Here is a 20446-nt window from a genome sequence, read left to right as displayed (position 1 = left end):
CATGCGGCGAAATGATTTATCCGGTATTAGCTACCGTTTCCGGCAGTTATCCCAGTCTTACAGGCAGGTTGCCTACGTATTACTCACCCGTCCGCCGCTAAGTTATTTCGGAAGCAAGCTTCCAAAATAACTCCGCTCGACTTGCATGTATTAGGCACGCCGCCAGCGTTCGTCCTGAGCCAGGATCAAACTCTCCAATAAAGGATGAAAGCATCACATATCCAATGGATGGGATCTTTCATCCCAGGTGAAAGGAAGTTTTACCAATGGTAAAATCTCTTTCAACTAAGGTGTTTGACTTGCTCATTTTGAATCTGACGAGATCAGATTTGCATCTGACTCTATTATTTAGATTTCACTTGCGTGAAACCCGCTCACTCGTTGTTCAGTTTTCAAAGATCAACCTTGCTTTGCGTGTCGCCGTTGTTTCAGCGGCAACTTTTATAATATATCACGTTTCTTTTTAAATAGCAAGCACTTTTTTTGAAAAAATATATATGTTTCAGATTGAAAGTGCTCCGTGAAACGGTATTTATTAATATATCAGAATTCCTCCACAAAAACAATTAGAAAATTGTGGTCTTCCTAAAGTATAGTTTCCTTTAGTTGAGCCCTAACAATTAGCCGATGCGTAGGATTAACTAATGGATCGCATGTTATTAATGTAAGTACCGCTTTATTGTTAGGATCTTTTTTTAGAACAGAAACATCTGTAGGCTTTACGATCGAGATCTTGTCGGTTTCATACACGTAACTTTTACTTCCAACCTCAACAACAATTTCGTCCCCCACCTCTATTTCATTAAGACGATTAAACAGTCTACCCTTAGTTCTGGCCCGATGGGCGGCAATTGCCGCATTACCACTATCTCCTATTGGATCCGTCTCTTTTAAGTGAGCGGCCGCGTATTTCATATTGGTCTGGGTAGCCCCCTCTAAGACGGGAAGATTTAGTTTTATTTTAGCAATTTTAATAACCGCGATCGCTTTCTTGCTATTTGTCTCACTGGTTGAAGCAACTTTTTCCTGCTCGCCGTGTGGTATTTGTTCATTTATATTATCACCCGTATCTTCTGTATCCGGCATTTCCTCCAGTGTGCGAGAAACATCCTTATATTCTAATAAAAGCCTCGGATCAATCGCTATATCACTATATCCTGATTTTGTACTACTATCTATTGCTTCTAAAAGTTCTTGTGTTTGAGCATTCTCGTAATATTCGTTTGCTTTCGGATACAGCATAGTAAGCAGGCCGAGGACAATGAGTGTATAGGAAATCATTTTCTTCATAAATATTCTCCTTCATCGCAAAGAGGCGTTTATTCATATTTCAACGATTCAAAATAAAGAAGTAAAGAGGATAGCCTCCTTACTTCTTCAGAAATCGGTTAACTGGATTTTTTGCTTTTTCTTCTTAAAAAGAATCCAACAATAACCGAACCAAGACCAGCGAAATAATATGGCAAGGAGCTTGCTTCCCCGGTTTTAGGTAAGGTGGATACGGAAATATCGTCAATTTTTTCTGTTTCTGGCTTACTAGAAGGCGGTTGATCTTCCGGCTCAGCTTCCGGCAGCATGATATCCTGAACCGGCGCTATCGTTGGATCCGGGGTTGGGCTAACGGTCGCAGTCGGCGTTGGACTAGGGCTTGGCGATGGTGTCGGCGATGGTGTCGGTGATGGCGTTGGGCTAGGAGTCAGTATATAGACATACCCTCTGGAGCCCGATGACGGAGTAGATGTAGGTCTCGGTGTTGGCGTCGGTTCCGGCGTTGGTGTTGGGGTCGGTGTCGGTGTTGGCGTCGGTTCCGGCGTTTGTGTTGGTGTCGGTGTCGGTGTTAGTGTTGGTGTTGGTGTCGGTGTTGGTGTTGGTGTTGGTGTTGGTGTTGGTGTTGGTGTTGGTGTTGGTGTTGGTGTTGGTGTTGGTGTTGGTGTTGGTGTTGGTGTTGGTGTTGGCTTCGGTGTCTTCGTTGGTGTCGGGGTCGGCGTCGGCTCCGGTGTCTTCGTTGGTGTCGGGGTCGGCGTCGGCTCCGGTGTCTTCGTTGGTGTCGGGGTCGGCGTCGGCTTCGGTGTCTTCGTTGGTGTCGGGGTCGGCGTCGGCTCCGGTGTCTTCGTTGGTGTCGGGGTCGGCGTCGGCTCCGGTGTCTTCGTTGGTGTCGGGGTCGGCGTCGGCTCCGGTGTCTTCGTTGGTGTCGGGGTCGGCGTTGGCTTCGGTGTCTTCGTTGGTGTCGGGGTCGGCGTTGGCTTCGGTGTCTTCGTTGGTGTCGGGGTCGGCGTTGGCTTCGGTGTCTTCGTTGGTGTCGGGGTCGGCGTCGGCTTCGGTGTCTTCGTTGGTGTCGGGGTCGGCGTCGGCTTCGGTGTCTTCGTTGGTGTCGGGGTCGGCGTCGGCTTCGGTGTCTTCGTTGGTGTCGGGGTCGGCGTCGGCTTCGGGGTCTTCGTTGGTGTCGGGGTCGGCGTCGGCTTCGGGGTCTTCGTTGGTGTCGGGGTCGGCGTCGGCTTCGGCGTTGGCGTCGGGGTTGGCGTTGGACACCATCCGTACGTTTCGGACTCAGGTGTAATCAAATTTTCCTGCAGTCCGTCTACCGTTGCAAAAGCCGTGTTCGCCGCGCCCATCGTCAAACCTGCAGCAAGCGTAGCAGCAATTACTGTTCTGGCTTTGCTCCTCATTAGTCCCACTCCAATACGATAGTTAATTCACTTTTCCTCAATCCATCTTTATTGAACTTCTGCTGCACTTATGCCTGTCTTCTTCATCAAATCCAAAATTATATTCAAAGAAGGCAGTCTCCGCTAGCGATATTCATCCCTCCATTCTGTCGTTCCCATAAGTTTGCTTGGTAAATACCCATTTCCGGCTTCCCAAAAAGTTCAAGCCTACAGTGACAGCCGTGACCAGTACTTTAGATGTCAGCGGGTGCAATCCGGCCAGTGAGGTGAACACAAAAAGCATCAATAGTGATAAAGCTAGAACTGCTGCGTTCAACGCCGCAAACCGAGCAAACTGTCCAATAACAAACATGCTCCGTCCACCCCGGCCGCCTTCCTGACCGGAGAACGTAATTTTTTTATTCAATATATAACTGTTCACCGTTCCCGCAGCGTATGATATGACCTGAGCCCCCAGACTGCCCATCCCGAACAACAGCAGCAAAGTAAAAAGCAAAAAATCGATCCCCGTATTGATCAGCCCGACAGCATTGAATTTCAGAAACTGTATAGCAAAACGTCCTCCGCCGTCACCCCGCATATTCCTCCACCTGCGCCTTCACTCCCTCCGGTACATACGATGGCCGGGCTGGCGGATTTGCATCCTCTCGCAGAAATCCTGTAGTCTCTCGCACGATATAAAGCGGCCTATCCTTGGACTCATCGTAAATCCGCCCGATGTACTCCCCCATCACACCCAGCAGCATGAGCACAATGCCGTTGAAGAACAGATTGATCGCTACGATCGAAGCCCAGCCAGGGATCGTCCCCAGCTCAAACCATTTCTGAAACAATACGACGAACAGGTAGATGAAGCTGGAAAGCGACAGAATAACTCCAATATATGAAGCCATCTTTAACGGTTTATGCGAAAAAGAGGTGATGCCATCCAGAGCAAACGAAATCATTTTCCGCAAAGGATATTTCGTGACACCTGCAAAACGCTCATCGCGCACATACTCTACACTCGTTTGCCGAAAGCCCGCCCAGCCTACCAATCCGCGAACAAAGCGGTTTTTCTCCTTTAAGCTTTTCAGCACATCGCACACTTTCCGGTCGATTAGGCGAAAATCCCCGGTATCGAGCGGAATGTCTACCTTCGTCATTCTCCCGAGCAGCCGATAAAACAGCAGCGCGGTCGTTTTCTTGAATACACTCTCGCCTTTGCGCTTGATACGCTTGCCGTACACCACTTCGTAACCCTCTCTCCATTTGCTGAGCATTTCCAGAATAAGCTCGGGCGGATCCTGCAAATCGGCATCGATAATAACGACGCAGCGGCCAGAGGCATAGTCCATTCCAGCGCTGATCGCTACCTGATGGCCAAAATTCCTGGAGAATTGGATTAACTTCACATTCGGGTCTTTACGGCAAATTGCTTCAACTATTTGGGCAGTTCTGTCCCGGCTTCCGTCGTTTACAAAAATAATCTCATAACCTTCCTCTGCACAATCCATGACCTGCTTCAGGCGGTGATACGTATGCTCAATCACTTCCTCTTCATTAAACATCGGTACGATAACGCTGCAGCCTATTTCCATAACTGCCCCTCCTTCACCTGATAACTTACATCCTGGCCATCTCTGCTTTCCAGCCAAAAGGCCTCACCTGAGAACTAAAATATCCAGGTCGGGAACCATCTCAGTACATGCTCAACGTATCCCGAATTCACGGCCATCCCGGACAGAACGGGATAGAACATCGCAAACAGCAGCACCGCAGCGCATATAAACGCATATCTAACGTACTTGAAGCGGGCCCATTTTTGCTCGGCAAGACTAGTGATATACACGATAGCCACAATCACAAACGGCACCATCGCGAAATAGTGGTAGAGGAATGTCTCCCGCGTAACAAGCATCCAAGGAATATATTGGGCCAGAAAAGCAATCCACATGACGTACTTCCCGAATTCTCGTCGCTTCACGGTTAGCCATAGCGCCGCAGCCATAGCGACGATTCCAGTCCACCAAATCAGCGGATTGCCTATCGTCACAATGCTGGACACCATCCCCCTAGCCAGACCGCCGGCTTCGCCCTGCGCGCTGTAGAACCAGACTGGCCTCTTCATCAGGGGCCATTCCCACCAAGATGAAGCAAACGGATGACTCCCTACAAGTCTGCTGTGATAGTCGAACATATCTTTTTGCGCCTGAATTAAATTGCTTAAATTGAAACCACCCTCTGTGGCAGCAAGAGCCGGAATATAGCTGAAGGTGTAGATCGCCGCAGGAATGGCCACAAAAAAGATACAGCAGCAACCTAAAGTAATCAGCGTCTTTCGCCAGAAGCCATCTTGAATGCGGTGATATAGCTCCTGCCGCTCTGGTTCTTCATTCCCGCCACGGGTTTTAGCTCTGCGTTTGACAGCAGCATATTCCTTATAGCGGCTTAGCAAAGACAGAAGCAGCATCATAGCCAGCCCTGCGCCGCCATACAACACAATCCATTTAGTCGAAATCCCGATGCCGAAGAATAACCCCGTCCAGGCCAGAGGAACCAGCGTTTTACCCAGGGGCTGCTTATGAAAGTTCATGTGCAGATAACGATTCATGCCATAAAACATCAGCAGGATAAAAAACACGGCGTAAACGTCAATCGTCGCGATACGCGTCTGTGCAAAATGCATAAACTCAGCTGCAAGGAGCACCATAGACATGACTGCATATTTTCGCTGCCCGAAGAGCTGCAGGGCAAACCGGTAAATTAGCGGCAGCATCGCCGCTCCAAACAATGTTCCTGCGATACGCCAGCCTAACGGGCTGAATCCGAACAGCTGCATGCCCAGTCCGATCAGCAGCTTGCCAAGCGGCGGATGAGTCGTTTCGTACGGCGGCAAATGATGCCAATATTCATATGCGGTTCTGGCATGATATATTTCATCGAAATAAGTGCTGTTAATAAAACCGGGGTAAATTACCGAGGTCGATGCCTCATCAAATAACAATGCGCTTCTGTCACTCCCCCTTGCCCCTTCCGTTTCATCATATATGCCAGCTATAGGGACAGGTTTGTCGTGCCCCGCTTCATAAAATGCCATTTCATGCAGCGAAATGCCGACATGCTCTACCGTAATCCGGGCGTACCTGGCTTCTATGCCGACCGCCTCGCTTTTCCAGGCGAAGACCGCGCCTATATCATCGGAGAGTTCAATCGTTTTTTCCCAGGATGCAGGATCATTTCCAAAGTCCAATTTGAACGCTCCCGTCGAAGCCCCGCCAAAAAAATGGACACGCTCCACAGTCTTAGCCTCGCCGAAATCTACATAAAAGCTGACCGGCTTCGTCGGCTTCCATTCGGTAACCGGCGCCTTAGTTGATCCTAATTGGTACAAGGCTAGCGCTGCGTACAGTAAAGTGACAAGGCCAACCCACAGCCAATCCCTGCTTTGAAAACGGATTTTGTACAAGCTGCGCCGCTTCTCTTTGGAAGCCAGCTCTTCCAGCAGCAAAGCGTCGTTAGCTTCTCGTTCCTTCTCGTCCTGACGTTTGACCGGCTGGCGTTTTTTTTGCACATACATGCGATATCCCGTGATCAGCGTACATACCAGCAGCACCACATTGGCGAGCGAGCAGAGCAGTACGATCCCATGATTGCCCGGACTCATGCCAAGATTCAGATGCCCTAGAACATAAGCGACGTTGACATACTGCGTCATACTGAAGCCGAGGTACAGATAGAGCAGACGGCGATCCCGGGATTGGATGAAGCTGAACAAACATAACAGCAGCGCCGGGAACATATAACGCTCATGCATTTTTGTTCCCGCTACAAACACAATGACGATGAGCGCCAGAGCAATGAAGAATGTCTTCGTCAAATCTCGTCCGCGTCTGCGGAGTGAGATATAAATGGCATAAGCTACCGCTGCCAGGATGAACAGCATACCCCATGTCCGGAAAGGAAGCAGCAGCCACCTCTGATCAAGAGGAGCCCAGTTATGGCCAAATAGCGCATATAAATTGAATGCATTAACCGTCGCGTAGGGGTAGGAGGCTAGCGTTGTTTTGTATAAACCGATAAGAGCAGGCAGGCCTCCCTGATTCCAGAAAAAAGGAAGAGCGAGCAAGGCGAATACCGCAGCTCCAAGCAGAACACTGACGGAAATGCGTTTCCAGGAACGGTAGTACAGAAGGGCCAACAGCCATACCGGTGTAAAAATAAACGTCTGCGGCTTAATGATCGCGGCAATTGCAAACCACACTGCCGATTTTTCCAAACGCCGCTCGCTCAGAGCCGTAAGCGAACTGATCAGGAACAAGGCATAGAACGCATCCGCTTGTCCCCAGCCCGCAGAATTGATGAGCACGGCCGGATTGAACAAATACACGGTCGCCAGAGCCCAGCCGAGCCTGCCCCCAAACTTGCGGCATCCCACGCGATACAGTAAATATCCTGCAGCCAAATCCGCCAGGATCGAAGGGAGCTTGAAGAGCAGCATCGCTCCTGCCGAACCATAACCTAATCCAAGCCATTTTTGCGTCAAGCCTAAGACGTACAAAACATAGATGTAGCCCGGCGGATAGTCAGCAAAAACCCCTTCGCTATAAAAACCTCCGAGGCCTTTATCTACCGCGTGATGGGCCCAGCCCATGAAAGTGTTCAGATCGGTCTCAAATCCGCGAACCGTATACCCGATCCAAATCCGAAGCAGCAGCCCGGCAATCATCACAAGCCACATCCAGCCCTGGTAAGAACCGCTGCGATCCAGGGGATGACTCTCCGTGATCATGCGCCGATACAGCCAGGCAAACAAAATAGCGAACAGCGCTGACCACAGCATAATCGGCAATACCGGGACATGGGAGGTCGCCGCTGAGCTTGCTTCGCCATTTCCAAGTCCAGTCTCACCGTCAGGATGATCCGCCCCACCGCCGCCTATATTTCCGGATATATCTGTGCTCAGCGGCAATGCGGTTATTCCGGCCGGCAGCGATTCCACCTTCTCGACGCGAATATCGTCAAACAGAGCTTTGCCTGTATTGAGCCTTCCATAACCGCCTAGGGCGGCGGCGATTGTCAGCTCCCTCTGCTCCGGGCCCGACTCCCCATAGAACTGGATCTGCTGCCACTTTCCAGAAGGCTCGATAACATGGGGATAAGCTCCTCCTACGCCAAGCGGAAAAATATTCGCGCCAATCTCACCGCCTCCGATGCTAAGCACTTTGATCCAGGCGGATATCAAATACTTAGAGCCGGGCTCCACCGTAACCTGCTGCACCCATTTGGCGTGATCCGGGTCCACATTTTCGATCCAAGCCGACCGATCTCCGCTGTGCGCGTCCCCCTGGATTACCCCGAATTGGCTGGCTCCTTCCTCTCTGGACCAACGATCCGTCTCCCAAGCTTCAGGAGCTTCCGAATCTCCCAGCTCAAATCCGGGATTCTGCACCAGGTTATGTTCCAGTGCACGAACCGTTCCAGGCTCAAATGGCGTAAATAACACAAAAATACCGATGGCCAGCAGCATCGCTGCCCGCTTCACAAAACTTGCCATGTCCAATTCCACCCCATACGAGTATTGATTGACATTTTATGCTTGTACCAATATACGTAGAGATTCAGAGATTATGCCTACAAATTCATAGATTCGAAATATAAAAAAGACCGGCCGCATAAGCGGCCAGTCTTGGGAATATCAAAACCTACTATATGAAATTATTATTATTCAGGCTGCGCTAAATTACTCGGCGCCCAAGAAGATATAACGGCAAAGCACTAAAACAGCCAGCACCCACATTAACCAGTGAACTTTAACCTTCTTGTTCGTAAAGATATTGCTGCAAACACCAAGAAGCACGTAAGAGATAATACCTGCCGAAATCCCGTTGGCGATACCGCCAGTAAACGGCATAAGCACAATCGTCAGGAACGCAGGGAATGCATGAAGGAAATCATCCCACTCGATATTGCGGACTTGTCCCATCATCAGCACGCCTACGATGATCAGCGCTGGCGCTGTTGCTGCGGAAGGTACCACGCCTGCAAGAGGAGCGATGAACAATGCGAGCAAGAACAGAACGCCTGTTGTTACTGCAGTCAGTCCTGTACGTCCGCCTTCGGCAACACCAGCAGTACTCTCAACATAAGAAGTGATCGTGCTCGTACCGAGAACCGCACCAGCGCTAACGCCAGCCGCGTCAACCAGCATTGCTTTACCGATCTTCTTCTCGCCTTCTTCTTTATTCTTCATCAGCCCGGCACGCGTTGCCGTACCTACCAAAGTTCCAAACGTGTCGAACAATTCAACGAAGGTGAACACCAATACGATTTCAAACAATCCCAGCTTGAGCGCGCCCATAATATCGAGCTTGCCGACAGCCAGCTCATTTACGTTCGGGAACCAGCTTGCGCCGGACAGCCCGCTGACATCAGTTACGCCCATCGGGATACCGATCAACGTCGTTGCCACGATACCGATCAGCAATGCGCCTTTGACGCGAAGCGCCATAAGAATAGCGATTAGAATCAGGCCAATGAGTGTCAATTGTACACCGGAATCGTGTACGAAATCACCGAGACCCAGGTTGAAGAAGCTGCCTGGCACCTGCTGAGTAAAGTCTTCAACCGGTCCGTTCAAATTAATGCCGATCAGGTTGCTCATTTTGAAACCGATAATAGCTACGAAAAGACCGATACCGACTGTAATGGCAGACTTAATGCTTTCTGGCACTGCCACAAGGAGCATTTGACGAATTTTCGTCACCGTAAGGATCAGGAAGATAATACCTGAGATGAAGACAGCACCCAGAGCCGCTTGCCATGTAATTGCTCCGTTAGAGCTGAGAACGACGGTCATGAAGTACGCATTCAGACCCATACCTGGGGCAAGCGCAATGGGGATGTTAACGAACAGTCCCATAAGGATCGTAATCAGACCCGCACCAACCGCAGTAGCAAAGAATACACCGTCTGAAGGGATACCCGCACCACCCGGGCCCAAGAACAGATTGTTCACGAACAGGATGTAAGCCATCGTCATGAACGTTGTAACACCTGCAATAATTTCCGTTCTTACATTTGTGCCGTGTTCCTTAAGTTTAAAGAACCGATCCATGGTTAATGATTCCTCCTTAGAATGAGTCGGGAACGACAAAAAGCCCGGAGTGACAATACATCCCCGGGTCCCGTGCTGAGCAGAAGATACCGTAGCCATGTATGGACTGGAATGAGCAGCAGCAGTTAAATCGTCCGTCCGTTAACATTCTATAGCGTTAACTGGCAGGACCGCTAACCTCCCACAATCATCTCCATCGCACACATGTTCCGATGTCTTCTTTTCGTAGCCAGATCATTACGGTGACCTCGTAGAGACTTCCGGGCCAATTCCCGGAATTATACGAAAAGCATCTATTTGAATTTGTCGAATTTTCCCGTACAAGTCTTGTTTCAAAGACTTATTACATGACTTATTCTAGGCTTGAAGACTCAGCTTGTCAACAGAAAAAGCGAATATTTTTAAAACCAATCATGGAAATTGTTCGTGATTTGTTAAAACTAATTCGACAGGATTCTCTGAAAATTGACAAAATTCGCTTTCTCAAGCAACAAGAGCACTAAAAACCGTCCAGGGCTGAACGCCCCGAACGGTTCTTTAATCGTGCATCAATAACAAACATTAGTTAAATTGTGGCAAATACGTCTTGTTGACCTCCAGCAATTCATCACACAGGGCCCTGATATCATCATGGCCTGGCTGATCATTTTCCTAATGCCGCAATACCATATCATTAAAAAAGGCCTCTATACGAATTGCTGGAAAGCATCCATTCCTGGCGATGATACAAGTTGATCACAAATTGTATTTTTCATATGATTAACGAGTGCCATCACCTCGGAGTGCAGTCCTTCCCACTTATCAGCATACTCTCCCCGATAGGCTTTTCTAGCTAAGTCGAGTAAAGTCGCATGTTCTTTGGGCAACCGAGGTATAGCCCATTCTGCAGCCACATCTTTTGGAGAAATCTCACCAACAGCTACTGTCAGCCACATTCTGGCTAAAGTTAAAATTACGTTTCTTTCGTCACCCTTGACGCTCTCAATTAACCCAGGCAAGGATTCCCTAATCGCTCTTCGAATATCTGTCATTGGCACGGGGGCTAGTACATCTGAAGCATCCGGACCAAAAAGAGTAACGCTATCCTTTCTTACTTTTGCTAAAACAATAGCCAAGTCAGGGTCATTAGTTGGTTCCTGAATTTGTCCTTTCTCAAACTCATCCCTAAGCCACTCACCATAGATAAATTCGCCTTTTGGCGGATATCGCCAGGGTACAACATCTCCATAGTTGATAACCGTGACTTCAAGTGGTCTCACAGAATCTGTATTTCCTATCTTTCCAGATATAAGCATCAGTCTGTCCGTTAGTTTTCTTCGAGTTAATTCGGTTAAACTATGATTTACGACCACTAGGACATCTACATCACTGTCAATGTGCAAGCCACCAATTACGGCAGAACCAAATAGATATACCGCGACTACCTCACTGCCAAGCAGCTCCTCGACAATTTTTAATGCTTGAATCGCTTCCTTCGGTATTTTTCCGTTATTCAAATTGCACATCAACTACAGACTCCTCTCGTCATTAAAAATGTCATCGTGATCAGGATAATTGAGCCCTTCTTGATAAGAACTACCTACAATACGAATAACATCATTTTCAGAAGCAATATACATCATATCGCTACTTTTTACTGATTTTCTACTCCCCACTCACACAGACTTTCCAAGACAGGTAGGAGAGATTTAGCAGCCATACTCATATAATCGCTATCCTTTCTGGTAGTATCTATCCAAAAAGTGCGTACTTTTCTTAGGTTTACTTTGCATTGTAAGCTAACATTATTCCAAATAAAGGAGAGAGCATAATGACTAAAAAGACTATACGACTGCTTATGCCCCAATGGCAAGGAGGAAATAACCCACATTATTCATTTGGAGCCGAGTTGCTTGCTTGGCTTGCCCCAAAAAATAATCAGCCTCTTATTGAAGTCCCGGTACAAGCCTTTGACGGGGATTCGCTTGAAGAGGAGGATGGCATGAATGGAAGAACACAACTATTTGAGCAATTGACAGCCGCACACCATCTCCTAGAAGCTCACAAGCCGGATCGGGTTGTGATGTTAGGTGGAGACTGTCTTGTGGAACAGGCACCCTTCGCCTATTTAAACGAACGTTACGGAGGAAATCTAGGGGTCATATGGATTGATGCTCATAGTGATCTTGTTAGATTTGTGGGATATGACAATGGACATACACTTCCGCTTGGAAATCTACTAGGCGAGGGCGACAAGCAATTTTCAAGTTTAGTAAAAACTCCACTGAAACCAGAGAATGTATTTATCGCTGGTCTAGCAACTCCATCTAAGGAGGAAGAAAAGCGAATTGTAGAAGAAATTGAAAAAGCAGGTGTTTATCCAGAGGAACCCGAGGATGAACTGATTAATAGACTAGGTATTAGAACAGCTAATGCAGATGAGCTTGCTAAAAGTACGGATTCAATAAAAAACTGGATTAAGGAAAATGATATCAAGCATCTAGCCATTCATCTTGATTTAGATGTATTGGATCCATCATCCTTTCGTTCCTTATTGTTCGCTAATCCTGATGAAGATTATAACTTCTCAGCAGCTGGCTCCCTGCAACGTACACGACTGGTTCGTATAATGAAGGAGCTTTCCGAAGCAACAGAAGTAGTGGGCTTAGGCATTACAGAGCACATGCCATGGGATGCTATCAATTTAAAGAAGATGCTTGAGGAATTTCCAATTCTGAATGATTGATAATCTAAGTCATTAAGCTCAAACCTTATGTCAAAAGTGATCTGTTTTATTCTATTAAAAGCGTGGGATAGCGGGAGAACCATTTTGATTTAAAGGAATGAAACCTTATGCAAGTATATAATCATTCTACGAAAAATTTAGAGCGTGTCCAGTGACCTGAAAAATATCTTAGAAAACAAAAAAAAGAGATATTGCTTTTATGCAATATCCCTTTTTACGTCTTTTCCTTTGGCGGAACGTTTTCACTTCAAATGCTCTTAGTGAATTATTCCCACTCAATCGTCGCTGGTGGCTTCGATGTAATGTCATACACAACCCGGTTGACATTATCAACCTCATTGACAATCCGTACCGAGATTTTCTCGAGGATATCCCACGGAATACGCGCCCAGTCGGCGGTCATGCCGTCGATGGAGGTTACCGCACGGATACCTACCGTGTAAGAGTAGGTCCGGGCATCGCCCATCACCCCGACGCTCTTCATGTTCGGAAGCGCCGTGAAATATTGCCAAATTTCGCGGTCAAGACCTGCTTTAGCGATCTCTTCGCGCAGAATGTAGTCGGAATCGCGGACGATTTTCAGCTTGTCCTCCGTAACTTCGCCCAATACGCGAATCGCCAGGCCTGGGCCAGGGAACGGCTGTCTCCACACGATTTCTGCTGGCAAGCCGCACTCCTCGCCAACTTTGCGAACCTCATCCTTGAACAGCGCCTTCAGCGGCTCAACCAGCTCGAACTTCATGTCCTCCGGCAGTCCGCCGACGTTATGGTGAGACTTGATCGTCTGGGCCGTAGCCGTTCCGCTCTCCACGATATCGGTGTAAAGCGTACCTTGCGCTAAAAATGCAAAATCATCAAACTGCTTGGATTCTTCCTCGAACACGTAAATAAACTCGTTGCCGATAATTTTCCGTTTTTGCTCTGGATCATCGACGCCTGCCAGCTTGGACAGGAAGCGTTCGCGCGCATCGATCTTGACAACCTTCATGTCGAATTTGCCGACAAACGTCTCCATTACGCTCTCGGCCTCGCCTTTACGCAGCAATCCGTGATCGATGAACATACAAGTCAACTGATCGCCTACCGCTTTGTGGATAAGCATTGCCACTACAGAGGAATCAACGCCGCCGCTCAGCGCACAGAGTACCTTCTTGTCGCCGACCTGCGTCCGGATATCCTGGATCGCATCCTCGATGAATGTCTCCATGCTCCAGTTGCCTTCACATCCGCACACTTCATACAGGAAGTTGCGGATCATTTCGTTACCATGCACGGAGTGGCGAACCTCCGGATGGAACTGGACGCCGTACAACCGGCGCTCTTTGTTCGCGAAGCCAGCGATCGGAGCGTGCTCCGTCGATGCATCGACGACGAAGCCTTTCGGCAGCTCCACGACATGGTCGCCATGGCTCATCCAGACCGTTTGCTTCGACTCCAGGCCTTTCGTGAGCGCCGAATGCTCGGCGAAATTCACGTCTGCCTTCCCGTATTCACGCTTAGCCGCACGTTCTACCTTTCCGCCGAGCTGATGCGCCATCAATTGCATTCCGTAACAAATCCCGAAAATCGGCACACCGATGTCATATACAGCAGGGTCGATTTGCGGTGCATTTTCTGCATACACACTGGAAGGACCGCCGGAGAAGACGATGCCCTTAGGGGCCATTTCCCGCAACCGCTCTGCCGAAGTATTGTATGGCAACAATTCGCTGTACACACCCAAATCGCGAATTCTTCTTGCTATCAGCTGATTGTACTGCCCTCCAAAATCAAGAACAACAATCAATTCATTTGGCTTATTCATTACCGAGCCTCCCTCAATTCATGAACCTAATTATACGAAACGACAAAAGTAGTCGTCAAGAAAGTTCGGAAGACATCTTATCCACGGCGCAAAGCCAAATTTCGGCATAACTCCAGAAAATTTCGGCTATTCATCCGGTCAGGCCTTAATCCTCCATAATAGAGTGTCTCCCATTCCCGGACAAACTCCTCCAATTTGCCTAGATTAGCTGCTTCCTGAGCAGCTAGAGAATCCACATATTCTCTAGCGGTCATGCCTTCCGGTTTATTTCCATACATGCGGTAAATCTGCTGCCAGACCCGGTCGGCGATATGCAGCAGCAGCTTCTGGTCAGGAAAACGGCTGCGCGGCCGGGCAATGACCCGCTGAAGCGTTATTAAATCGCGCCAGACCGTACTGTTTCTCCCTATCCATATGATTAACCAAATCATAGGCCACACGCCAAGCAATCCGGCAGTCCAAATCAACGGCGCTTTTACTATCGATTTCCATAAGTTGAGCATTCCATGATCCAGCATAGATTTTACCGCTGCAGGCAGGACCGATAGACTGTTCGCAAATTCCCGAATCCATGCAGGCAGAAACTGACCACTTATCCGGGGTGAAGCCGACAAGATGGAATCGTAGCCCGGTGTCGGGTCGAACGGGACCCAGCCTTCCCCAGGAAAATAAACCTCCACCCACGCATGGGCATCCGCATACGATATGGTGTACAACTCAGGCTCTTCCTTGCTGCGCTCGCCAGGCGTGAAGCCTTTGACCCAGCGGGCTGGAATGCCGCCGCTGCGCAGCAGCACGACCATAGCCGTAGAGAAATGGTCGCAATAACCCTGGCGGTCGACAAACAGGAACCGGTCGACAAAATCCTCATCCGCTGGCGGAATCGCCGAATTCAAATTGTAGGAGTAATGCTGCTTCAAATATTTAGCTACAGCTAACGCCGCATCATAGCGATTTCCGGTGTCCTGGACAAGCGATTTGCCTAGCTCGCGAACCCGCTCCGGCAAGCTCTCCGGCAGCTGCAGATACTGCTCGCTAATCAAAACCGGATCTCCGTCCTCCAGCTGCCTGAGATACCCTCCGGCTGTCGGCTGCCGAATGACCGTCAGCTCGTAGCCCTGGATTCCCTCCATTGCAGAAGTCTGCTGAGCTTGTCCGGCTCTGTCCAAATATATGGCTCCGGCAGCTTGGTCAAACCTGGCGGCAAACGGAACGCTCCTGCCCTCCCCGACAAATACGTGGTCGACTTGGACAGGAATGCCTCCGCTCAGCAGCGGCAGCTGTCCTGTAACCGGCTTCTGAAACGTGATCGTTTGCTGGATTTTGCTGCCGTCCGCGATAACATCTTCCTGCGGCAGCAAGGCTGTTCTCTCCCCGCTAGCAAGCACCTGCACTTCCTCTCCCGTCGCGGGTTGCAGCCAGCCGCGGCCAGTGTACACGCTTTTACTCTCCCCCCGCCAATAAACAGAAACCGGAGATTTCGCCGTAAAATACGTATCCCACCGGAGCTGGAGCGGCGCACCGAGCTCACCGTCATCCCGCCCGTAGCCCGATACGCTCGAAGTCGTCACGCTTGCTTCGGCCAAGCCCTCCTTTTGATACCAGCCTTGAAGGCTTTTAATCAATGCCTGTAAAGGCTGCTGCTGAACCGGCTGGGCCGGCAGCAGAAGACTCATTGCCGCAGCGCAACCGACAAGTCCCGCAACCGTGAAGGGAGCCATGATTTTGTAAGCATGCTCCTTGTGTGATTTTCCATTCTTAAATGAAGGTTTCTGCTTGATATACCCCTGTTCCCTCATCTGCATGGCAAACGCATAGCACTGGATCGCAAGGCCAATTCCCGCTGCCCGCGCCAGGTTATAAAATATCGGGGCGTCGAAAATCAGCTCGATTGTCAGCAAATAAACAATCACGACCGCCAGGAACAGCAAAATCGTCTGCCTGCCGATGGCCAGCATCTGGACAGATACGACCAGCAGGCTCCACCCGATCAGCAAGAGCAGCATTCGCGACTCCGGGCTCGCTTCATTCAGCCTCCCCGTTTGAAATACCACAGCGATATCCTGAGCCGCAACGGTTCCATACCCGCCAATCCACGACATGCCTTCCTGCAACCCGAACAAATAGAACAATGTCCCGCCCATAAACACCAAGTACAACATCACCTGCAACGATGTGGCCAGACGCAGAGAGCCGGCCAGTAGAAGAGCTGCCGTCAGGTAAAGAAAGACGGTAACCACCCTTCTCTCATGCTCAACCACAATGGCGTAAAGAGGGTACAAGCACTCTGCAAAAAGGGCGTACAGCAGCAGTGAAACCGCTATTCGGTGCAGCCATGGCTGGAAGGCTTCCTGCTTGCCGGAACGAATGGGATACTCCCGAGCCTGCTGCTGCAAGCTAGGCAATGCCATGATCTCTTCCTCCCCTGCCCGGCTTCATCTGTACGGAGGCCGAGTCGTATAGAAGCGGAACCATTCGGATTCCATGCGAGCTCAATTGAGCGAACCAATGCCCGGCAGACTTCTCCCAATTCTCAGCACCGCCGTTTCCTATGCCGGCCTCTTCTAAATCCGAGCCGTGTACAGCTGCATCACCGGATTCGCCAGAGCACCATACATCCAGCACCGCTCCAGCGTCGGCCATTTGCAGCAGTCTGGCGACAAGCGAAGAAGTCAAGCAGCCGGTGATTATCGTGATCCGCTGCCCAGGTACAACCAAGTGATTCCATGACTCGGCTCCATTCAATGAAAACGCGGACCGCTCGCTGGCAAGCTGAACCTGCGCTAACACCTCAAGCCCTTCATATAATCCTTCTCTTCCAATTAGCTGCAGCGTATTGTTTCCCAGCCCCGGGCGAAAATAATACGCGTCCGTCCCGTCGCTCTGCCGATGCAGCCATGCCGCCGCTGCAGATACGGCTATCTCAAAAATTTCTCCCCGTTCCGGAACGAAATAAGATGCCGGTTCCGTATCCAGAATCAGACAGACTGGCCACGCGTAAACTTCCTCTGGAGCACGGGTAATCAGCTCGCCGCGGCGAGCGCTTATTTTCCAGTGGATCGATTTTACCGGATCGCCCGGTTCATAAGCCCTTAAGCGGCTGCCCCATAGCGGGGCATATTTCAGCGACGTATCGGCGCGTCCGCCTTCTCCGTCGTTTCTTCCCAACGTCTCGTCCCATGCTGCGATATAAAGCGGAAGCGGCTGAATGAGCAGCTTATCCCTTCCTTGCAGGCGGCGGACCCGTTTGAACCAGCCGAACACGTCGCCCCATGCCACCGTCGTGCTTCCTTCGGTATACAGCCCGCGGGCCACTCCGCTCAAACGGTATGTACCATTGTAGTTACGTTTAAACCCTGAAAACAGCAGCCTTCCTCTTTCTTGCTCATGTCCTGCCAAATCGTCTTCGACCTGAACCCAGAGCGGAGGGATTCCGCCTTCCAGGCTAATCTGGAGTGTCACCTCGATTTCTTCCCCTTCATAGGGGGCGGAAGGCGCCCATGTGCGGCGGACAGTAACTCTTGTTGGCCCACACAACTGGCTAGCGGCACCTACAGCTCCAATAAGCAGCGCAAGCAGGAGAAGAAATAACGTGGCTCCTCCTCCTTTCCAGGCATAGAGCGCCCCTAGAACTCCTATGACCGGTACGGCTGCCATCCATGCTCCAGCCCCGCTGCTCATCATGACGACGCACCCCGCTGCTGCTGAAATACAGGGACCTTCCCCTGGGACAATAATTCCTCCACAATGTCTTCTCCGTGCAGCCCCGCCAGCTTCGCCTCGGGCTTCAGCATAAGCCGGTGGGCCAGCACCGCGGCCGCTACCGCCTTGGCGTCATCAGGAATTACATAGGATCGCCCTCTATAATAGGCCATCGCTTGCGCGGCCCCCATCCAGGCCAGTGTGCCGCGAGGACTGATTCCGAGCGCAAGCTGGGGGTGGCGGCGGGAGGCATGGGCGATTGCCACTAAATATTGCTTGATCCGCTCATCGACAAGCACTTTTCTGACCTGGCGCTGTATCTGCGCCATCTCCTCAAGCAGCAGTACGGGGCGGATATCTTCAACTGGAGTTCCCTCCTGCATCCGGCCAAGCATCTCCACCTCCTGCTCAGGCTGCGGATAACCTAGGGAAATACGCATCAAAAACCGGTCAAGCTGGGCTTCCGGCAAACGGTAAGTTCCTTCGTAATCCAATGGGTTCTGTGTCGCCAGCAGCAAAAAAGGCTTCGGCAGCGGATGGGTAACCCCGTCCACCGTCACTTTGCGCTCCTCCATCGCCTCCAGTAAGGCCGACTGGGTGCGCGGAGCCGCGCGGTTAATTTCATCAGCCAGCACGATATGCGCCATGACCGGTCCTGGCCGGAACTCGAATTGTCCAGTTTGGGCCCGGTACACCGACACCCCGGTTACGTCGGAGGGCATCAGATCCGAGGTAAACTGGATTCTGCCGAAGGTACCGCCCAGACAAGCCGCAAGCGTGCGCACCAGCAGCGTCTTGCCAACCCCGGGAACATCCTCGAGCAGAATATGTCCGCCCTGCAGCATGCAGACGACGGCTAGCTCAATTTCCTTTCTTTTTCCTATTATTATACTGTCTACCCGGTTGACCAGCTTCCCGAGCAAATCCGCTGAATAATGATCTATCATAACCTGGCTACCTCCATTTTCGGCCGCTATTCTACCAACCATTGTCGCCAGAAACTACCTAAAATAGACGTATGTAAGAGAAACAGTCCTTCCATCAGGACGCCCGTACCCGCCGCTCCTCTGTATTGGCCGTAACAGACATAATGTCATGCCCAGTTACCTCCAGCAGCGTACGCAGCGGCAGCCATAGGAGCCCGTTTCTCCATTCCAGGCTTACTGTATATCTTTTTTTGCTTTCCCCCGGGGTTTCAACGACGATGGTGTCATCCGCCGAGCTGACAATGATTCTTGTATCTCCCCAGGTTGCAACCGCGCTTTTCTCTAACCCGTTCCAGCTGACCTCGGCCCCGAGCCGTTCCATGACTGCCCGCAGCGGTACTCTGAATTGTCCATCCCGGAGTTCGTATTCGCCGGCCGCAAGCTTCGTCTCCAAACCTCCTGCCTCAACATAAAGGGGCTCGCCAGGACCGAATAGTGCGGCGTTAGGAACGATATGAGCCTGGACCCATACGCTTGAAGGCTGCGGTCGCTTGCTGTTTTTCATTTTAGGAGATACGGCAAACTGAACAGGCTGAACCTCGGGAGTTATGGTGCGGAATTCATACCCGAGCGACTTATAGTAATCAATAATTTGGGGCAAAGCTTTCACAGTCTCCTCATGTCCGGCACTGTCATGCATTAGCAATGTGACGGAGTCTCCTGGCTTGGCGGGAGTTGCATTTTTTATGATTTCCGAGGCGGGAACCCCTTTGCGCTTGGAGTCGCCGCTGTCCAGGTTCCAGTCGAATACTTTATAGCCGCCTTGCTCCAGCAGCTGAAAATAAGCAGTATCAAAATGCCCGTACGTTCCGCCGGGCGCTCTGACCAGCGGGGTGCGCTTTCCCGTAATATTGCGGAGCACTTCTTCCGTCTCCTTAATTTGGGACCAGAAAACGCCGAAGCTGGCATACAATTCATCATATTTATGATTGTAAGTATGGTTGCCGATCGCGTGTCCAGCCTCATTGATCCGGTTAATGATCTCCGGAAACCGCTTGGCTTGCTCGCCAAGCACGAAAAATGTGGCCGGCACGTCGACTTTTTTCAATATGGCTAATACGTCATCCGTCCATTTGCTAGGGCCGTCATCAAAGGTAAGATATATTACTTTGCTTGCTTCTTTGGGTTTGGATTGGGACTGGGAAGCGGGTGTTACAGAGGATTGTTTCGAAGAGGATATTCTGGCAAAAGAAGCCGCCGAAGCAGCGGGTTTGACCGCGCCAGCGGGCACCTTGAAGACGGCCGCCGCATCCTCAGGGGATTGGGCGGCTGCTTCAGGCATGATGCTCTGGCTCTCGGAATGGGGAATGAAGGATACGATAAGAACAATAGCGATTACTAAGCTAATCAGGCGAAACACTGGAAATCCGGCCAGCCATTGTGTATTCATATAAAATCTACCTCCGCGATTATATCAATTCATTGGGTTTCTGGTAGATTATATGAATGCCCTGATCAAATTAGACT

Annotated in this window: 14 protein-coding genes, 1 rRNA gene and 1 riboswitch; of the genes, 1 reads left to right on the top strand and 14 read right to left on the bottom strand. The window is 50.3% G+C overall.

The features are described from left to right. The 9 genes from GNP95_RS16500 to ant(9) all read right to left on the bottom strand — a co-directional run. A 16S ribosomal RNA gene (locus GNP95_RS16500) occupies positions 1 to 201 on the bottom strand; the annotation flags it as partial. Positions 202 to 585: 384 nt separating this feature from the next. Continuing rightward, entirely contained in the window at positions 586 to 1290 is a 705-nt protein-coding gene (locus GNP95_RS16495; RefSeq protein WP_155611946.1) for a class D sortase, read from the bottom strand. Positions 1291 to 1388: 98 nt separating this feature from the next. After that, on the bottom strand, positions 1389 to 1577 hold the full coding sequence (locus GNP95_RS16490; RefSeq protein WP_155611945.1) for an LPXTG cell wall anchor domain-containing protein: 189 nt from the start codon (positions 1575 to 1577) through the stop codon (positions 1389 to 1391). A 112-nt stretch (positions 1578 to 1689) separates the two neighbouring features. Next, positions 1690 to 2532 carry an MSCRAMM family adhesin gene (locus tag GNP95_RS16485; RefSeq protein WP_155611944.1) on the bottom strand — a complete coding sequence of 281 codons (843 nt, stop codon included), beginning with the start codon at positions 2530 to 2532 and terminating at the stop codon, positions 1690 to 1692. Between the two features lie 267 nt (positions 2533 to 2799). Next, complete coding sequence (locus GNP95_RS16480; protein ID WP_155611943.1) at positions 2800 to 3246, bottom strand: GtrA family protein; 447 nt, start codon at positions 3244 to 3246, stop codon at positions 2800 to 2802. After that, positions 3236 to 4246, bottom strand: coding sequence for a glycosyltransferase family 2 protein (locus GNP95_RS16475; protein ID WP_155611942.1), 1011 nt, complete (start codon positions 4244 to 4246; stop codon positions 3236 to 3238). Before GNP95_RS16475 ends, GNP95_RS16480 begins: the two co-directional genes overlap by 11 nt. A gap of 74 nt (positions 4247 to 4320) precedes the next feature. Continuing rightward, positions 4321 to 8202, bottom strand: a complete 3882-nt coding sequence (locus tag GNP95_RS16470; RefSeq protein WP_155611941.1) for a phospholipid carrier-dependent glycosyltransferase — start codon at positions 8200 to 8202, stop codon at positions 4321 to 4323. A gap of 186 nt (positions 8203 to 8388) precedes the next feature. Continuing rightward, positions 8389 to 9762, bottom strand: coding sequence for an NCS2 family permease (locus GNP95_RS16465; protein WP_155611940.1), 1374 nt, complete (start codon positions 9760 to 9762; stop codon positions 8389 to 8391). A 206-nt stretch (positions 9763 to 9968) separates the two neighbouring features. Beyond that, positions 9969 to 10068: riboswitch (purine riboswitch) on the bottom strand. 380 nt (positions 10069 to 10448) lie between these two features. Beyond that, positions 10449 to 11267, bottom strand: coding sequence for an aminoglycoside nucleotidyltransferase ANT(9) (ant(9), locus tag GNP95_RS16460; protein WP_155611939.1), 819 nt, complete (start codon positions 11265 to 11267; stop codon positions 10449 to 10451). A 305-nt stretch (positions 11268 to 11572) separates the two neighbouring features. Here ant(9) and GNP95_RS16455 point away from each other — a divergent pair, with 305 nt between their 5' ends. Then, positions 11573 to 12487 carry an arginase family protein gene (locus GNP95_RS16455; protein ID WP_155611938.1) on the top strand — a complete coding sequence of 305 codons (915 nt, stop codon included), beginning with the start codon at positions 11573 to 11575 and terminating at the stop codon, positions 12485 to 12487. A 265-nt stretch (positions 12488 to 12752) separates the two neighbouring features. Here the strand turns inward: GNP95_RS16455 and guaA are convergent, their stop codons facing one another. From guaA to GNP95_RS16430, 5 genes are all read right to left on the bottom strand, one after another. Next, on the bottom strand, positions 12753 to 14291 hold the full coding sequence (gene guaA, locus GNP95_RS16450) for a glutamine-hydrolyzing GMP synthase (RefSeq protein ID WP_155611937.1): 1539 nt from the start codon (positions 14289 to 14291) through the stop codon (positions 12753 to 12755). A gap of 77 nt (positions 14292 to 14368) precedes the next feature. Beyond that, complete coding sequence (locus GNP95_RS16445; RefSeq protein WP_155611936.1) at positions 14369 to 16702, bottom strand: transglutaminase-like domain-containing protein; 2334 nt, start codon at positions 16700 to 16702, stop codon at positions 14369 to 14371. Further along, on the bottom strand, positions 16689 to 17975 hold the full coding sequence (locus GNP95_RS16440) for a DUF58 domain-containing protein (protein WP_155611935.1): 1287 nt from the start codon (positions 17973 to 17975) through the stop codon (positions 16689 to 16691). The genes GNP95_RS16445 and GNP95_RS16440 overlap by 14 nt, the downstream gene beginning before the upstream one ends. Beyond that, positions 17972 to 18940 (bottom strand): AAA family ATPase, encoded by a 969-nt coding sequence (locus tag GNP95_RS16435; protein ID WP_155611934.1) that lies wholly within the window; start codon positions 18938 to 18940, stop codon positions 17972 to 17974. The genes GNP95_RS16440 and GNP95_RS16435 overlap by 4 nt, the downstream gene beginning before the upstream one ends. A 94-nt stretch (positions 18941 to 19034) precedes the next feature. Continuing rightward, positions 19035 to 20369, bottom strand: a complete 1335-nt coding sequence (locus GNP95_RS16430) for a polysaccharide deacetylase (RefSeq protein ID WP_230873863.1) — start codon at positions 20367 to 20369, stop codon at positions 19035 to 19037. Positions 20370 to 20446 lie beyond the last annotated feature (77 nt).

The organism is Paenibacillus woosongensis, from assembly GCF_009725165.1.
In the GTDB taxonomy this organism is placed as follows: Bacteria; Bacillota; Bacilli; order Paenibacillales; family Paenibacillaceae; genus Fontibacillus; species Fontibacillus woosongensis.
This window is presented reverse-complemented; position numbering and strand designations above follow the sequence as displayed.

What these genes read in the sequence shown, in the direction of transcription:
- GNP95_RS16475 (WP_155611942.1), bottom strand. Translation starts at nt 4,246, where the DNA reads ATGGAAATAGGCTGCAGCGTTATCGTACCGATGTTTAATGAAGAGGAA.
- GNP95_RS16430 (WP_230873863.1), bottom strand. Translation starts at nt 20,369, where the DNA reads ATGAATACACAATGGCTGGCCGGATTTCCAGTGTTTCGCCTGATTAGC.
- GNP95_RS16445 (WP_155611936.1), bottom strand. Translation starts at nt 16,702, where the DNA reads ATGGCATTGCCTAGCTTGCAGCAGCAGGCTCGGGAGTATCCCATTCGT.
- GNP95_RS16470 (WP_155611941.1), bottom strand. Translation starts at nt 8,202, where the DNA reads ATGGCAAGTTTTGTGAAGCGGGCAGCGATGCTGCTGGCCATCGGTATT.
- GNP95_RS16495 (WP_155611946.1), bottom strand. Translation starts at nt 1,290, where the DNA reads ATGAAGAAAATGATTTCCTATACACTCATTGTCCTCGGCCTGCTTACT.
- GNP95_RS16480 (WP_155611943.1), bottom strand. Translation starts at nt 3,246, where the DNA reads ATGCGGGGTGACGGCGGAGGACGTTTTGCTATACAGTTTCTGAAATTC.
- GNP95_RS16435 (WP_155611934.1), bottom strand. Translation starts at nt 18,940, where the DNA reads ATGATAGATCATTATTCAGCGGATTTGCTCGGGAAGCTGGTCAACCGG.
- GNP95_RS16455 (WP_155611938.1), top strand. Translation starts at nt 11,573, where the DNA reads ATGACTAAAAAGACTATACGACTGCTTATGCCCCAATGGCAAGGAGGA.
- GNP95_RS16490 (WP_155611945.1), bottom strand. Translation starts at nt 1,577, where the DNA reads ATGCTGCCGGAAGCTGAGCCGGAAGATCAACCGCCTTCTAGTAAGCCA.
- GNP95_RS16440 (WP_155611935.1), bottom strand. Translation starts at nt 17,975, where the DNA reads ATGATGAGCAGCGGGGCTGGAGCATGGATGGCAGCCGTACCGGTCATA.
- guaA (WP_155611937.1), bottom strand. Translation starts at nt 14,291, where the DNA reads ATGAATAAGCCAAATGAATTGATTGTTGTTCTTGATTTTGGAGGGCAG.
- GNP95_RS16485 (WP_155611944.1), bottom strand. Translation starts at nt 2,532, where the DNA reads ATGGTGTCCAACGCCAACCCCGACGCCAACGCCGAAGCCGACGCCGAC.
- GNP95_RS16465 (WP_155611940.1), bottom strand. Translation starts at nt 9,762, where the DNA reads ATGGATCGGTTCTTTAAACTTAAGGAACACGGCACAAATGTAAGAACG.